Source organism: Companilactobacillus kimchii DSM 13961 = JCM 10707 (assembly GCF_001435445.1).
Classification (GTDB): domain Bacteria; phylum Bacillota; class Bacilli; order Lactobacillales; family Lactobacillaceae; genus Companilactobacillus; species Companilactobacillus kimchii.
The window spans coordinates 181,215-197,565 of record NZ_AZDH01000005.1 but is presented as its reverse complement, the minus strand read 5'-3'; the positions used below and the strand labels follow the sequence as shown (position 1 = coordinate 197,565).

Below are 16,351 nucleotides of genomic sequence, written 5' to 3'. Positions count from 1 at the left end.
TAAAAAAAGTGCTCCTAAAGTTGTTAGATTATGTCTAACAATTTTAGGGCACTTCATTTTCGAGTCTTTTTTGTTTTAAACGGATTCTGAAAGAACCCAATTCATTTTTCCAGTATATTGTCCAGCTGAATTAAATCCCGTCGTCTTCAATAAAATACCATCTGAATCATTCCAAGATTTTCCAACATTAGTAACTTGATTACCATCAGCACTCTTATAACCATTAGCTATGTTAACACTTGTGTCACTTGTTAATGATTGTTCCGAGCCACTAGAACTTTTGAAAACTAAATTGCCATTAAAGGCCGTGTCACCATTGTATAAGCCCGAAGTAGTGGCCGATAGATGCCAAGGATTCGTCGTTCCATTTTCTCGACCATCATTCACAACAATATTCCAATCGCCTTTTCTAGGAACTAGCATTGCTGCCGTTGCTTGATTAATAGTTCCAAAAGAGTAATCATCAACTTTCAATGACAAACTGCCCTTTTTCGTAATAACCACCGTTGATGTAGTTGAAACATTACCGTCAGCATCCTCAACGTAAACTTTTAAAGTGTTAGTTGTTTGGGTTAAATCAGCAGATGGAATATTCAAATCCAATTTACCACTGGCAGCACTACTGTCTAATTTAGAAGTGGCTAAGTCTTTACCGTTCAAATTTTCATGAACTGTGACATCAGAATTGTTAACAGTACTGCCATCAACATATGAAACCGTTCCAGTAATATTAGCGTCATGACTATTATCAACTGTTAGATTGCTTTGATCCAAGGCTAAACCGATAGTCTTAGCCTTTTTGATAGTAAAATCAGGTGTATCAGTATCCGTAATCAAATTATCACTATCAAAATGGGCACTAACAGAATCAACTTTAGTAGTACTAGTAACGTCATCAGCCACTCCATTAATCGTAATTGTGGCTTCAGAAGGACGGTAAGTTCCATCAGAACTGACATATAGGTCCTTAGCTATACTGTGCTTAAGTTTACCGGTATCTTGATCAATTTCACTAGCATAAATTGGTTCAGCTTTAGCATCACTACCGTCATTATAAGTTACATAACCCAGTACTTGATTAGCGTCGCTATTCTTAAAAGTAACATTGCTTGGGAAAGTAATTTGTGCCACATCATTCAACCACTTATTCTCTCCACTATCAAAACGTAGATGGTAATTAAAACTCAAACTATCACCTGAATTAACATTTCGATTAGTATCAGTTTCAGAGAAAGTTCTATTTTGGGTATTATCAGTGATATCTGAAGTAACCGTTCCTTCAACAGATGAAGGAATAGATTCCAACGCAATTAAATTAGGCTCATAAGCTGAACCACTAGTAGCTGTGAAACCCCATTGCAGTTTATTAGACATGGCGCTCTTTCCACCAAACTCTGTCGCATGAACTGGATCACTAGTTGATACTAGTGGTGTATCACTCTTAGATCCATCCAAATTTTTATCATTATACTTATAAGTAATTCTGAACGTAGTAGGATCCCAAGAAACCGTTAAATGATGCCAATTACCATCGTGCAATGTTGTAATATTTTGAACACCAGAATGGTTCATAGAATAGTAGTTACTTAAGCCAATTAAATCTGCCTCATGTCTAACATAAGTACTGGCATCGCCAGGATAACCATAAGCAATATGTTGCCCTGTTATGTCATTTTCCTCATCAAAATCATCATTAGAAGCCTTCGATTTATTATCATTCGTATCAAATTCCAAAGCCCAACTATCTTGAATAGCCGTATCAGCGATCTTTTGAGTTGATGTGATAGATTTATCAGTATCCATACCCCAAACTCCTAAAGTTTCACCTGTTCCAATAGTTGTACCATTGTGAGAAAATGATGAAACACCATTAGCCGGATTCTGTAGTACGAAGGCCATCCCATCACCAAACGAATCACCACTATGAATGTGTTGTTTTGGTCCAAAATATAACCAACATGATAAGGTCTGCTTATTATTGATATTAACGTAATTTCCATTATCAACATTAGACCAAATGGCACCTTCTTGATTGATGTAATTAGTCATTCTAATTGCCATTAATGGATCATAAGATGTACCTGTGGAATGCATTGACGAATTTTGCAAAATGGCACTATTTCTAGCACTACTACCGAATCCTGAAAAATCACCATATGAAAACTGTGCTGCATTCAACCCAAGATTATCTGGAGCCTTAGCTAAACCATCTTGTGCCTCTTGCATAGCATCCTGTTGTGACGTACCAGCTTGAACCACTGTTTGTTCACTCTTGATAGCCAACCCCAATGAAGCCACCAAAAATAGAACTTTTAAAAATTTTTTCCTCATACTTACCTTTGTTTCCATTACATAGGAAATGAATCCCATAGCTATTATTATTTTTATAAAAAATTGTCTAATAGCTCCATAATATATCTAATGAAAATATATTTAAACTATAAACTTTTCATTTATACGTTTTCATACATAAAAAAATCATGGCTTGAGAAATTTCTCAATAACCATGATTTTTTATTTAAATACTATCCTGTAAATTCCAAGTTACAGTGGAAGTATACGTACCGGCATTTTCATAAGATCCACGTTTCAATAAAATCCCATCATCAGACGACCACTCACTATCGATATCATAATCTTGCGCCGATGTCTGGCTTTTAACTGCGCTACTAATCTCAACCTTACTATTAACCAGATTGTCTGTGTTGCCAGAACCGTCAACAAAAATCAAACTTTGACCATCCTTAGAATTAGTCCAGGTTTCCTTATCTCCATTGACTAAAGGAGTTGCCGAAGCAAATAACTTCCAACCTGCTCCCTTTTGACGACTGTCAGTTACATTAATAGACCATCCATTTTCTCTTGGAATAATTGAATTATCACCAAAGGATTGCGTAGTTTTAAAGTTGCTCGTCGGTGAAGTCTCTAAGGAAACAGTTCCTGAAATAGTTACTGTATAAGTAATTGTATCGGAAACATTGTAATCTTCATCATTGTAAACATAAATAGTTACAGTATTTGCACCTTCATGTAAATTGGAAAACAGTTGTGAAGATACTGGTAAAGCAAAAGTATCCGTTGAATTGCTGGCTAAAATTGAATTCATTGAGGTTTTAGCAACTTGACCATTTACACTGGCAACAACTGTCAATTTAGTTGGATCAACAGTCTTAGTTTTATCACTATAAGAAACTTTACCATTTAATAAAACTTCTTTATTAAAACTAGTTGTGACATCAAATCCAGTCTTAGTTAACGTAATTTTATTTGGTTGCTTAATTACGAAGGCCTTTGTCATAACATCTTTTTGCAAATCACTACCATAGAAACTAGCATGTGCTGCTGGTACATCGGTTTCTGTAGCAGTTGTACCAGCATTAACAGTTCCTTCAAATTTAATATTAGCTGAAGTGATTCCCGTCTTGTACAAGGATTGACCTAGTTTATGCTCAATTTGATTATTAGTCATGCCGCTAAATTCACCAATCGTTTCGGTGGATGTCTTGCCTGAATCATCGGTATAAGTAATCAAAGCACTACTGTAATCGATTTTATCAGGTAGATTGATTGTGGCATCAATATTTTCCCAAGGCTTTGAACCACTCAAATAATTTAGATTATAGTTTACACTAACTTTGTCTCCTTGATGGACCACGTTAGCATTAGGATTATCAGTTGTAGCATCGGTGATTTCACGATTACCTGAAGTTTCATCAATAATTGAAGTTGTAGCATCTGCTTCAACTAAAGATGGAATAGATTCAAAGATAATTAAATTATTTTCAGAACTTGAACCAGTTGAACCGGTGAAGCCCCAATAGAGTTTATTGCTACCATTGAGATCAAAAGCTGTTGTATCAATTTTCATAACTTTAGTATTGACCTTGCCGGCACTGGCCAACTTAGGAGTTCCGTCCATATTCTTGTCATCATAATTCAAGGTCATTGTAGCATCAGTAGAACCACTAGGTGCCGGTGTCCATGTCAATGTCACATGATGCCAATGATCATCGGTTAAGAAATTACCAGTTCTTGTTGCAGTAGGGATACTAGTAATCAAATTATCATGATTCATATAAGCACCTTCTGCCCCAAGCCCATAGGTTGACTCTCTAGCCGGATAATTGCTAGCAATATGGTTGACACCACTGACGTTCTTATCAAAATTACTATCATAAGTACCAGAATTAGGATAGGTATCAAATTCCATGGCCCAACTCTTTTGAATGGCTGTTTTAGCCAGAGCAGATGTAACAACATCAACTGGTGAAACTACAGTTCCCCAGACACCTAAGGCTTCACCAGGCGTATTAGCAACATCACCACTATTGGTAAAGGCACTATCCGAAACATTTTGTAAAACCAATGCCATACCATCACCGGTATTAGTACCACCAAAAGTATCAGCACCACCAAAGTACATCCACATAGACATAGTTTGACGTTTATCTACATTTATATAGTTTTGCTTACTGGTATCAGATTGCGTTCTCTTGGACCAAATGGCACCAACTTTATTAGATTGCCCTAATTCTGTTAATACGGTAACATCGGCACTTCCTTTATTGTCACCTTCATTAGGAGCCAACACTTTAGTATCATTATCGGTAATTGCTGGAACATTGAATAACTCATTAATATTAGTTAGCCCTTTAGGCAAGGTACGATCTACACCCTTATTATCTACTGTATTACTCAACACCTTGTACAGTGGTACTTGAGTGGCAACAGCTGCATGGGTAGTATTCATTGAAAAATTCAATATCAAAAAAAGGCCAAATAAAATGAACCCTACATATAAAACTAGTAATTTTTTGATATCAATCACTCCTTTCACAAATGGCATCGCTAACATTAATAACTATATTTATATAATAGTACTAAAGCGGTAATACTTTTTGTCATGTTTAGACAAGCTTTATATTCTATTTTGAATAAATTATTTTTATCAATCTAACCTTTAAACAGCAAAAAAGCCTGAAGTAACGGCATTTTGTCATTTCTCCAAACTTTTTATTTAAATATTTTAATTTTTTATAATTAAAAATTAAGTATTTTTGATAGCTGCATTAACAGCATCTTTTTCATCTTCAACCAAGTTAACTTTAGTCTCAATGATACTGATATCCATTGTGATTTCACGAGTCAATCCTGGTGTATTGATCTTAGGTTCAAAGAACTTCTTGAATTCTTCAAAACGTTCTGGTGTATGGAAGGCATATGATGTGACAGTGATAAATGTAGCAAATTCCATGTCACCACCAACAGTATCTTCCAACCATTGCCAGTCGTTTCTAATCCAATCCCAAGCAGCTTGTTGACCTTCATCATTATTCAAAATACCACGATACCATGCACGTAGATCTTGAGGCTTGATAATATCAGCATCTTCAAACTTATCAACAATTTCACCAATCAACTTGCTGTCAGTTGTACTTGGAATAGCAACAGATAAATCGCTCTTGTAACTTGGATCTGAAGTTGTCTTGTATTCATTCAATAAACTATTGATTAGTTCTTCACTACCATAGCTCTTAACTTCATTTCTGATTACTAAGAGACGAATATCAGCTGGCAATTCTGCCAAGTCATCTTTGTTAGCAACAAATAACTTATGAGCTTCGGAAATGGCTTTTTCATCTTTAGCATACAAAGCAGCACTCAAAGCGTATGGACGTGTCAATTGATCATCAATTGATTCTCCAGCCTTAGGTTCCCAACCAAGACGAGCAACTTGTTTAGCACTCAATTTGCCATAGAAGGCTTGCAAAGCTTTTTCTTCATCAGTATCAGGCTTAACAAACTTCTTCAAATTGTTAGCAATGCGATACATTGCAGCTGTGACTGTTGATGATTCACTTTCTGAGAAGCCTTCAAGCATTGGTACAACATCTGCATATGAAATTTGACGAGCATCAGCCAAAAGACGAAGATCTTGAAGCAATCCTAGTTGAGAAATAGTATCAACTGTCTCGATATTATCGAAGATATCTTTTTGAAGTGTTTCGTCGTACTTAACAACAAAGTGTGAGTTGTTTCCAACATTAAGGCGGAATGGCTTGCCATTTGCTTTACGTAATTCTTCATAATCACCCAAAGTAATTGTTTGATCAGCCATAATCTTAGGAGCAGCATCGTAATTGCTGTTCAAAGGAACTTGCCATTGACGACCTACTTCTTTACCTTCACCGATAAAGAATTGTTTTTGTGACAATGTAAGCTTGCCATCAACTACACTAGCTGAAATCACTGGATAACCAGGTTGTTCTAGCCATGAGTTCATAATCTTACCAACATCCATACCTGAGGCTTCACCTAAAGCACTCCACAAATCAGCACCCTTGGCATTGCCATACTTATGAGCTTCGAAGTATAACTTCAAACCTTTACGTAGATTGTCATCGCCAAGTAAAGCACGTACCATAACAAGCATTCTGGCACCCTTAGCATAAACAATGGCTGAATCGAACAAGGCATCGATTTCAGCTGGGTCTTGAACCTCAACATGGACTGATTGAACACCATCAGTTGCATCACGTTGTAAAGCAGCAGGAACATCTGATGTTTGGAACATTTCCCAAACGTGCCAGTCAGGTTCAATGGCATCAACTGCAACATATTCCATCATGTTGGCAAAACTTTCGTTTAACCAGAGGTCATCCCACCACTTCATAGTTACAAGATCACCGAACCATTGATGAGCTAATTCATGAGTAACAACAGTAGCGACTAACATCTTTGTATCAATTGATGTATTGTCAGGATCAAGCAACAAGTAGGCTTCACGATAAGTTACAAGTCCCCAATTCTCCATCGCACCAGCTGAGAAGTCAGGAAGTGCCAATTGCCATGAATGTGGAAGTGGATATGGTGTTTGATAGAAATCTTCATAGAATTCAATTGCACGTTTAGCAATATCAAGTGTGAAGTCTAATTCCTTAGCTTTATGAGCTTTAGTAGCAAAGACACCAACTTCTACACCACTCTTAGTCTTAGTCTTCTTAGCTTGAAGATCACCAAAGGCGAAGGCGATGAGGTATGTTGACATACGTACAGTTGTATCGAAGTAGTGAACACCATCTTCGTTACGGATTTCTGGCATATTAGCCAAAATTGTTTCGCCAGGTTGTTCGTCGAATTTGATAGCAATATCGAATTTAGCCTTAGCTTCAGGTTCATCAACACATGGGAATGCTTGACGAGCAAAAGTTGTTTCAAATTGTGTACCGATAATTTGTTTCTTTTCGCCATTCAATTCGTAATATGAAGGATAAATACCCATCATTGAATCAGTCAATTTAGCATCATAGCTAATTGTTAAAGTAGTTTCACCGGTCTTTTCAAGATCAATGTGAATTCCTTCATTCTCATCGTCAACTTTAAAAGGTACAGTTTCACCATCAGCTTCAACTGATTTGATGTTCAAGTATTTTTGATTAATTGAAACTGTCTTTTCTTTAGCGTCACCATTAATCTTAGTTGTTCCAGAAATGGTCTTAGCGCCACGATCGATATCTATATAAATATCGTAGTGTGCTGGATGAAATGTTTCATAAAAGTGTTTGATTTCAGACATGAGCTACCTCTAATTTATTTTTAATATTTTTCTAATTTACTATAATATTAACTTTATACGACTTTCAATTAAAATGAAACAATTATAACCGAATTTTGTCAAAAAAATTGATTGCAACATATTGATCCATATAATTTTATTTATACTATTATAGAGGGAGAAACATAATAAGGGAGTGTTGATATATGGAAACTGAAAAAATGATCCGTTCACGCAAGGCCGTTCGTCACTATATCGGTCAAATTACTGATGAACAATTAAATAAGATTTTACTTGCTGCTAATGCTGGTCCCGTCGGCATGGGTGAATACGACAACTATCGTCTTACAGTTATTCAAAATCCAGATATTCTAAATAAAATGAGTGGTATCTACGATGCTCCAACTGTTATTGTGGTTTCTGCTGAAGACCCTGATGCCATGGAGGATGTTTCAGCTGGGGCCATCGTTCACAACATGGAATTGGCCGCTGAGGATCAAGGATTAGGTGCTAATTACAATATGTCTAGCGTTGGTTCAATTCCTAACAACGTTTTACCTACCGGATTCAGAGGCATCTTCGCTCTAACTTTAGGACAAACAGATGAAAAATTTGTCCCACGTGAAATTCCTTTAGATCGTATTAAAATAAATATCGTTAAATAATATCAAAAAGATAGCTAATTTCAATCAGCTATCTTTTTTAGTATGTGCTGGCAATTTGATTAATAATAATCCATTCGCCATTCTTTTTCTCATAATACATTTTCATTTGTAAGGACCAAGTGTTTACACCTCCACCCCAAATCTTAGCTTGAACCTGATTTTGACCCACTAAACTAGCCTTGCTACCATTAATCTCAATACTCTTGATATCATCTTCTTTAGAAGATAAATACTGCATTTCGTCGTTTTGAATTTGATCAATCCATTCTAATTTTGGTTGAACGTAACCCGTCATATGAGTCAAAGTCATTGATGAGGCTAAAATTTCGTTTAAACGATTAATATCTTTTTTTACCATTGCTGTATTTTCATCACGGTATAATTGCATAATTGTTTCTTTATCTGTCATTTCTATCACGCTTTCTTAACTTACAAAAAGCATGATACCAACATTTTCACACTTAAACTATTCTAAAATTAAGGACTATCCATAAGTAAAAGTTATGCAAAACTTTGTTTCAATAAATCTGCAAACGTTTCGATATAATAACCAGAATTATCAGCTTGCCAATAGGCGTAATAATTTTGAATCAACTTGCGATCACCCTTTACTAAAGAAATCATTTTCACGATGTCTTGATCCAATTGCTTACGCATCCGACGATTAATTATCAAATAACCTTGATTAGAAGCAATCAACATCTGAGCCTCGTCATAATTTTTTGCCAAGATGAGTTCACTCTTCACACCTAAAACATTCCGATAATATTCTTCTTCAGCTTCCTGCTGATTACCATCTAAAATCAGAATACACGAGATATCAGCCAAATCAGCGATATCAATTTTTCTATCATCAACCGGTAAAGAATGATTTACTGCAACCATAAATTCACTAGATGTCAAAAACTCATTTTGATATTCATTCGATAAAGCACGACGTTGATCCGAGAAATTTAGATCCAATTTATTTGTACGTAACAACTCATAAAGCTCTTCGTGAGTACCACTGCTAATCTTGATTTTGACCTTAGGAAACTCCTGCGTAAATTTGGATACTGCTTGTAAGAATTCGGTCGTTCCAAAACTTTTCAAATAACCAACACGAAGTTCCACTTCATCATTTTTTTCAATCTTGATAGTATTCTTAACTAATTGATCAACATCAGCTAAAACATCCTGACTATGCGTATAAAAATATTGACCAGCCTCAGTTACTTCGAAACTACGTCCTTTTCGATTCAACAATTTCACGCCCAAACGACTCTCCAACTCTTTCATCTGTTGTGAAATAGCTGACTGAGAAATATTGCAATCAACTGCTGCTTGCGTAAAACTGTGATTTTTCACAATTGCTATAAAGTACTGCATCTGTTGAAACATTCGTACACCTCAATTTTTACTATTAATTTGCATATTCCTAAACTATTATTAATATTATAAACAATTTCACTAAAAGGAAATGATAATATGCGTAAGTATACTTCTATATTAACTACAGTGTTATGGGCCTTAATCATTGCATACGCTATAAAAAATGTTGCTATCAATCATGGAGTTTACAATTTTGATATCAGTCTTAATTTCAAAGATCCATTCGGGTGGCTTCTTTCAGTCACATTATTAGTCACCGCGTTTGATTATATTTGCTACCATCTAATTTATCCTAAAAAAAAGTAGTCTCTATCAAAGAGGCTACTTTTTCTTATTTTGTATTTAAACCAACACTATCATGTGAATAGTAACTATCATCAGCAATAGCATTCTTTACAAAATCAGCGATTGAACTGATTGAAACGTCATGTCCTCCAAAGGGTTCACCTTTCCTTGTAATTTCATAATCAACGGGACCATTAGTAAACCAGCCTGGGCGAATAACTGTGTAATTCAAATCAGAACCTTCAACCACATCCGCTGCTTCACGATATGAACGTAGCATTGAATTACTACTCAAATTACCACTGGCACCAATCGAAGCGGGTATTTCATCATAAATACCCATTGACGTAATGAACAACAAACGTGAAACGTTATTACGATCCATTGCTGCAACAATCTTTTTAGCAAATTTACCAAGGTTACCACTTAAGGCGACAAAAACTGCATCTTGCCCAGCGATAGCTTTATCTAAATCATCATCTTTAGTTACATCTCCAGCTATGACTTTTTCACGATCACTGGCATTCAACCGATTAGCGCTTCTAGCAAATAAAGTTAATTGATCATCAGTTTCATTTAAAAGTGTTTGACGAACTGCATTTCCAATCGTACCAGTTGCTCCAATAATCAAAACTTTTTTCATAATTATTCTCCTATTAATCACTTACAACAATCAAGGATTTGATAGCTGTACGTTTATCCATTGCTTCATATGCATCCTGAATTTCATCCAGTGTAAATCTCTTAGTAAAGACTTTTCCGGGATTAATTTTGCCACTTAAAACAGCGTCCAATAAGATATTCTTATCATCAGTTGTTACTGAGGCAATTCCACCACGTAATCCTATATTTTTCCAAAAAAGATTATTTGTATTCATTTCGGCTTTTTGAGGTACACCAACGCGGCCAACGACAGCACCAGGGCGGCCCACTTTAATCGCTGTATCAACTGATTGTTCTGTTCCGACACATTCAAGAACTGCATCAGCACCGGTACCAGTTAATTCCATGACTTTGGCAACTGCTTCATCTCCACGTTCAGGAATAATATCCGTTGCACCAAACTCTTTAGCTAACTTTTGTCTATCTTCATGACGACTCATTGCGATAATTCTCTTAGCGCCTAATAGATGAGCGGAAAGAACGCCACTCAAACCAACAGCACCATCACCCATAACAACGACAGTGTCGCCTTTTTTAACTTCGGCACTAGTTGCAGCATGAAAACCTGTTGCCATAACATCAGCTAAAGCCAAAAAGTTATTAAGCATATCATCAGAGTAATCTTCTGGTTGACCAGGAATCTTAACTAAAGCCCAGTTAGCATTAGTAAATCTCAAGTATTCACCTTGATAACCACCGTTACCACCGGCTTCTTGGTTCAAACAATCACCATCAAAGCCAGCTAGACAAGCAGCACAGTGACCACAACCATGTGTAAACGGAGCAATTACAAAGTCGCCTACTTTGACATCCTTAACTTCTGAACCAACAGCTTCAATGATACCAATTGCTTCATGTCCTACAGTTGAACCTGGTTCACGTTTTGAAATACCACGGTACCACCAAAGGTCAGACCCACAAACACAGGCACGAACAATTTTAATAATTGCATCGGTTGGTTTTTGAATTTCTGGTTTAGCATATTCTCTAATTTCCATTTTTCCTGGTTCTACAAAGGTTGCTGCTTTCATAATTAAAATCTCCTCAAAAATTTATTTTTGTGATCCACTGTTACGTACTTCTGAAACATTGCCATACCAATACTGAGCGGTAATGCCGCCATCAGCTAGAAAATCACTTCCGGTAATAAATGCGCCACGACGATCCATCAATAATTCGGCCAAATTAGCAATTTCATCTGGTGTTCCCGGACGTTTCGTAACCATTGAATCAAACATTTGCTTGTAGCCTGCGCCACGTGGTCCGTTCAATTCATCAACAGCTAACGGTGTCATGATAATACCAGGACTAATTGCATTGATTCTAGCACCACGTTTTTGCCACTTAACTGATTCGGCGGCTACTCGTAAAACATTAGTCCGTTTAGCATATTGATACGCTGCCAGCGAATCTTTGATAACATCTGACTGTAAAATTGATAGATTTAATAATTCTTCAGTCGGTGTCATTGCCAAAGCATGATTATCCTCTAGTGACAAAGCTGGCAAACGATGACCCGATTGTGATGAGATCACGATTCCTGCTCCGCCGGGAGCCATTACTTTACCAAATTCCTCCAATAAAACCGAAGTTCCATAAAGATCTACTCTCAAAACTTGTTCAGGACTAGCTTGTGAAGGTGAAACTCCAGCTGCATTGACCAATCCCATAATATCGCCAAGAAATTGGGCCTTTGCAACTACTTCTTTAATAGACTCTCTGGAAGAAAGATCTGCCTTGATTGTTTCTACTACAAAGCCTGCTTCCGTTAAATGTTCCTTCATTTCAGTCAATTTATTTTCATTATAATCAGCTAGTAATAACTTACGACCAGCTGAAACTCTTCTAACAATTGCTTCACCGATTGAACCGGCACCAAACAATACGACAACTTCATTATTCATTATATATTTACCTCTTACTTGTTTTATCAACTTAACTTACAAGTGATATCTTACAAGCAAATCCTGTTTCAACCAATTTCAAATTCAAAGGTGATTGATAAGTTTAACTTATGAATAAAGACAAAAAAAGAACGCCCACTAGCGTTCTTCCAATTTTCCAACTTCATTTAATTTTGCTAAAACTGAATGTTTATGTGGTGACTTCATAATAGCCTCAGACAAATCATTACCAGCAACGTTGCCATGATGTTTCCCACCTTGCCAAGGTTCCACATCAGTTACATCGTAGACAACTCCGTCGATAGCTACATAAGCTGGTTGGCCATTTTCACCATTATATTTTTTTAATTCTTCAAGTGTAAATTGCTTCATCTAATCAACCTCACTTTATAATTTGTCGAATCTAGCTTTATTATGCCATGTTTCAGACGCAAAAGAACATTTTTATCACTCGTAAAATTTGTTGAATTCAACATCTAAATCATTTTTGGCTTGTGCCATAGCTTCGTTAACATCGATACTATTAGTTTGCAATCCCTGAGCACGCACAATTGAGAATTTGTCAAAGCCCATGAGTTCTTCAAAGATACCTTGCAAGTACATTCTAGAGAATTCTAATGGTGTATAGCGGTCATTGTTTGTATAAATCGAGCCACTAGCTTGAAGTAACATTGCTTTATAATTATCTGTCATCAAACCTACCGAACCTGCGGCTGTATATTTGAAAGTTTCATGTGCCACTAAGATATTGTCGATATAATCTTTCATCTTAGAAGTTACATTGAAATTATGAAGTGGTGAAGCGATAACAATTCGGTGATGGGATTTAAATTGTTGAATCAAATCCTGATTTATTTGGAAAATTTGCTTTTCTTCATCATTTAAAGTAATGTGCTTAGCCTGTTTTTCCCAAATACCTAAAAGTTGATCTGTGGTTAACTGAGGAATCTCCATATCATAAAGATTGATTAGATCAACCGTTTCATTAGGAAAGGCTATTTGAAATTTTTTAAGAAATAGTTGTTGCAGCTTAATTGAATAATGATCTCCATTACGAAAATCTGGTTGAGCGTTAATAATTAATGTTTTCATTTTTAATTCATCCTTGTCTTAATTGATAAGTTAATACTACAATTCAATAGTGACAATCTATGACACCATTAAGGAAATAAAAATGAATAAAGCTGAACGACTCAATCAAGAACTAATTTTTCTCAGTAACAAATCAATCTTCCACATCAACGACTTAGTGACTGAATTTCAAATCTCCAAACGGACAGCCTTACGTGACATTACTGACCTCGAAGATATGGGATTAAGTTTTTACACCGAAAATGGCCGTTATGGTGGTTTTCACATTATTAATCGCCAACTATTGATTCCCTTAACCTTCAATCTTGAAGAAATCAACGCCATTTTCTTTGCTCTCAACGCTCTAAGCTCTCTTTCTGCCACTCCATTTGAAAAACCTTACAAACATATTTCTGACAAACTAATGGCTACCCTACCCAAAATTCAACAGCAGGCCGTCGTTAAACTTCAACAATCCGTTCAATATTATAAGATTCCCTCCATTTCGGCCCCAACTGATTTAAATATTATTTTGCAATCAATTTTGGAAGAAACTGCCTTGAACTTAACCTTTCATAATAAGAAACAAACGATTCAAATATTCGATCTGTTATATCGTCACGGAATTTGGTTCTGTAATATTTATAATTTTGAAAATAAGAAATGGGCCACCTATCGTTGTGATCAAATGGAAGATTGCTCACTCAACCGTACCCAACCAACTCTAACTCACATACAACTGCAAAAAATTCAGAATGATTATGAAAAAAACTACCATAACATCCCTTTTGAATGCAGTCTGACTCCACTTGGTGTCGAATTATTCCAAAAGAATAATTATCCTAATATGAAACTGAAACGAATTGACAGTCAATACTATCTCTACGGCGGTTACAATCAAGAAGAATTCGACTACATGGTTCAATATCTTCTTTCCTTAGGTAATAACGTCAAAATCAACTATCCTCAAGCTTTAAAGAATTCCTATTTGAATGAACTACAAAAAATTATCGACCAATACTAAAAAAGAACTCCATCAACAAATTACGTTAACGAAGTTCCCTCTATATTTAATTTATATTCAATTATTTACGATTAATTCTAACTGGAGACACTGCAGGAGTACTCTCCAATTTCTTGAAAATTAATGTCAATAATACGATTGATGATAACCCCATGATTTGTAACATAATGTCATCCTTTCCATTAGCTCTTTAATTTATCTTGATTTGATAAATCATACTCTTTTGGAAATACAATTTACAATTATATTGTCTCACGAAGTGCGATCTTCTTTCACATATCTTGCTCACCAGATGTTGTTTTTCTTAATCTTTCTTTAATAAAGTTAAAAAATAAGTTGTGCTTGTTTAACATTTGGGTAATAATGAAAATTACGTTTTTCTTTTTTATTAGGGGGATTTTCATGAAAAATATTTTTAAAAAAGAAAGTGTTGAAAACTATGTCAAAGCTGATTCTCACTTGGTGAGAACTTTGCACGCTAAAGACCTAGTTGCACTTGGAATTGGTGCTGTTATTGGTACAGGGATTTTCATTTTACCAGGACATGAAGCAGCCCTGCATGCAGGACCAGCCGTTGTTATTGCTTTTTTGGTAGCAGCGTTAGTCTCTGGAATGGTGGGTATGGCTTACGCTGAATTCTCGTCCGCTATGCCAGTTGCCGGTTCAGCCTATTCCTTTGGTTCTGTTATATATGGTGAATTCGTCGGTTGGCTACTCGGTTGGGCTTTAATCCTTGAATATTTCTTGGCTGTTTCAGCCGAAGCTACCGGTTTTGCCTCGTACTTCAATGACAACATCTTAGCGGCCTTTGGCATTACTTTACCAAAAGCCTTACAGGCCGGGCCTTTAGAAGGTGGCGCTATTAATTTAACTGCTGGTCTTATCGTTTTGATTGTTTCTTTCATTATTTTTCACGGTGTTGACTTATCTAAGCGAATTGAAAATATTGCCGTAGTCGTTAAAGTGGCGATTATCATTCTCTTCATCGTAGTCGGAGTTTTCTATATTAAGACATCCAATTATGTACCATTCTATCCAGCTAAATTCCATTCATCACCATTCGGTCTGGGTGGTATTTCTACCGCTGCCGCTACTGTCTTCTTTGCTTTCATCGGCTTCGATGCTTTAGCAGCTAATTCAGCTGAAACGGTTGATCCAGGTAAGAACGTCGTCAAAGGTATTATTGGAACTGTTATTGTAGCAGTCATACTATATGTGGCCTTTTCTTTCGTTCTAACAGGAATCGTTCACTATACTAAATTGAACGTTGACGATCCAGCGGCCTATGCATTGAAAGTTATTCATCTGGGTGCCTGGAATAAAATTATTACGTTAGGTGCTCTGATCGGTATCTTTACAGCTATGATCACAATGTTCTTCGGTGGTTCCAGATTAGTTTACGCGCTTGGACGTGACGGTCTACTACCCAAGTTCTTAGGTCACGTTAGTTCTAAACGTGCTGTACCAACTAACGCCATTATCATCGCAACCATTATCCAAACGTTCTTCGCAGCTTTAGTACCATTAACACAATTAGCTTCCTTGATTAATGCCGGAACGTTATTAGCATTTGCCTTTATCTCATTCGGAGTTATTCCCTTGAGACATCGTAAAGACATTCCTAACGACGGTTTCAAAATGCCATTATATCCAGTATTACCAATACTTTCGGGACTATTCAGTGTTTACTTTATCGTAATGTTGCCTAACTTAACTAAGGTATCCGTTTCCTGCTGGTTAATTCTAGGCGTGATTTTCTACTTTGCCTACGGAATCAGACATTCTAAACTACAACAGGATAAGTAAGATTACA

13 protein-coding genes are annotated in these 16,351 nt (G+C 36.2%); 3 read left to right on the top strand and 10 right to left on the bottom strand.

Annotation, left to right across the window (positions count from 1 at the left end; genetic code table 11):
• Window positions 1-75: 75 nt before the first annotated feature.
• The 3 genes from FC97_RS03505 to FC97_RS03495 form a co-directional block, all read right to left on the bottom strand.
• Window positions 76-2,331 (bottom strand): hypothetical protein, encoded by a 2,256-nt coding sequence (locus FC97_RS03505; RefSeq protein ID WP_056967805.1) that lies wholly within the window; start codon window positions 2,329-2,331, stop codon window positions 76-78.
• A gap of 187 nt (window positions 2,332-2,518) precedes the next feature.
• Window positions 2,519-4,750, bottom strand: a complete 2,232-nt coding sequence (locus FC97_RS03500; RefSeq protein WP_143442726.1) for an L-type lectin family protein — start codon at window positions 4,748-4,750, stop codon at window positions 2,519-2,521.
• Window positions 4,751-5,047: 297 nt separating this feature from the next.
• The gene (locus FC97_RS03495; RefSeq protein ID WP_056967804.1) at window positions 5,048-7,576 is read right to left on the bottom strand and encodes a M1 family metallopeptidase; all 2,529 of its coding nucleotides are present in this window, start codon (window positions 7,574-7,576) and stop codon (window positions 5,048-5,050) included.
• 185 nt (window positions 7,577-7,761) lie between these two features.
• On the opposite strand from FC97_RS03495, the gene FC97_RS03490 reads away from it, so the two are divergent.
• Window positions 7,762-8,220 (top strand): nitroreductase family protein, encoded by a 459-nt coding sequence (locus FC97_RS03490; protein ID WP_054643949.1) that lies wholly within the window; start codon window positions 7,762-7,764, stop codon window positions 8,218-8,220.
• A gap of 37 nt (window positions 8,221-8,257) precedes the next feature.
• Here the strand turns inward: FC97_RS03490 and FC97_RS03485 are convergent, their stop codons facing one another.
• From FC97_RS03485 to FC97_RS03450, 7 genes are all read right to left on the bottom strand, one after another.
• Window positions 8,258-8,629, bottom strand: a complete 372-nt coding sequence (locus FC97_RS03485) for a nuclear transport factor 2 family protein (protein WP_054643948.1) — start codon at window positions 8,627-8,629, stop codon at window positions 8,258-8,260.
• 92 nt (window positions 8,630-8,721) lie between these two features.
• Window positions 8,722-9,600, bottom strand: a complete 879-nt coding sequence (locus tag FC97_RS03480) for a LysR family transcriptional regulator (RefSeq protein WP_054643947.1) — start codon at window positions 9,598-9,600, stop codon at window positions 8,722-8,724.
• A 322-nt stretch (window positions 9,601-9,922) separates the two neighbouring features.
• On the bottom strand, window positions 9,923-10,519 hold the full coding sequence (locus tag FC97_RS03470) for an NAD(P)H-binding protein (RefSeq protein ID WP_054643945.1): 597 nt from the start codon (window positions 10,517-10,519) through the stop codon (window positions 9,923-9,925).
• 13 nt (window positions 10,520-10,532) lie between these two features.
• Complete coding sequence (locus FC97_RS03465) at window positions 10,533-11,570, bottom strand: zinc-dependent alcohol dehydrogenase family protein (protein ID WP_054643944.1); 1,038 nt, start codon at window positions 11,568-11,570, stop codon at window positions 10,533-10,535.
• Between the two features lie 21 nt (window positions 11,571-11,591).
• Window positions 11,592-12,443 (bottom strand): SDR family oxidoreductase, encoded by an 852-nt coding sequence (locus FC97_RS03460; RefSeq protein WP_054643943.1) that lies wholly within the window; start codon window positions 12,441-12,443, stop codon window positions 11,592-11,594.
• Window positions 12,444-12,581: 138 nt separating this feature from the next.
• On the bottom strand, window positions 12,582-12,815 hold the full coding sequence (locus FC97_RS03455) for a cytochrome b5 domain-containing protein (RefSeq protein WP_025085591.1): 234 nt from the start codon (window positions 12,813-12,815) through the stop codon (window positions 12,582-12,584).
• A gap of 75 nt (window positions 12,816-12,890) precedes the next feature.
• A complete protein-coding gene (locus FC97_RS03450) occupies window positions 12,891-13,535 on the bottom strand; it encodes an FMN-dependent NADH-azoreductase (RefSeq protein ID WP_054643942.1) in 645 nt (214 codons plus the stop codon).
• Between the two features lie 82 nt (window positions 13,536-13,617).
• On the opposite strand from FC97_RS03450, the gene FC97_RS03445 reads away from it, so the two are divergent.
• Entirely contained in the window at window positions 13,618-14,538 is a 921-nt protein-coding gene (locus FC97_RS03445) for a helix-turn-helix transcriptional regulator (protein ID WP_054643941.1), read from the top strand.
• 402 nt (window positions 14,539-14,940) lie between these two features.
• Window positions 14,941-16,344, top strand: coding sequence for an APC family permease (locus tag FC97_RS03440; protein WP_054643940.1), 1,404 nt, complete (start codon window positions 14,941-14,943; stop codon window positions 16,342-16,344).
• Window positions 16,345-16,351 lie beyond the last annotated feature (7 nt).

Bases quoted from the DNA above. Each gene is read 5' to 3' on its own strand.
- FC97_RS03505 (WP_056967805.1), bottom strand. From the start codon at position 2,331: ATGAGGAAAAAATTTTTAAAAGTTCTATTTTTGGTGGCTTCATTGGGG.
- FC97_RS03500 (WP_143442726.1), bottom strand. From the start codon at position 4,750: ATGAATACTACCCATGCAGCTGTTGCCACTCAAGTACCACTGTACAAG.
- FC97_RS03495 (WP_056967804.1), bottom strand. From the start codon at position 7,576: ATGTCTGAAATCAAACACTTTTATGAAACATTTCATCCAGCACACTAC.
- FC97_RS03490 (WP_054643949.1), top strand. From the start codon at position 7,762: ATGGAAACTGAAAAAATGATCCGTTCACGCAAGGCCGTTCGTCACTAT.
- FC97_RS03485 (WP_054643948.1), bottom strand. From the start codon at position 8,629: ATGACAGATAAAGAAACAATTATGCAATTATACCGTGATGAAAATACA.
- FC97_RS03480 (WP_054643947.1), bottom strand. From the start codon at position 9,600: ATGTTTCAACAGATGCAGTACTTTATAGCAATTGTGAAAAATCACAGT.
- FC97_RS03470 (WP_054643945.1), bottom strand. From the start codon at position 10,519: ATGAAAAAAGTTTTGATTATTGGAGCAACTGGTACGATTGGAAATGCA.
- FC97_RS03465 (WP_054643944.1), bottom strand. From the start codon at position 11,570: ATGAAAGCAGCAACCTTTGTAGAACCAGGAAAAATGGAAATTAGAGAA.
- FC97_RS03460 (WP_054643943.1), bottom strand. From the start codon at position 12,443: ATGAATAATGAAGTTGTCGTATTGTTTGGTGCCGGTTCAATCGGTGAA.
- FC97_RS03455 (WP_025085591.1), bottom strand. From the start codon at position 12,815: ATGAAGCAATTTACACTTGAAGAATTAAAAAAATATAATGGTGAAAAT.
- FC97_RS03450 (WP_054643942.1), bottom strand. From the start codon at position 13,535: ATGAAAACATTAATTATTAACGCTCAACCAGATTTTCGTAATGGAGAT.
- FC97_RS03445 (WP_054643941.1), top strand. From the start codon at position 13,618: ATGAATAAAGCTGAACGACTCAATCAAGAACTAATTTTTCTCAGTAAC.
- FC97_RS03440 (WP_054643940.1), top strand. From the start codon at position 14,941: ATGAAAAATATTTTTAAAAAAGAAAGTGTTGAAAACTATGTCAAAGCT.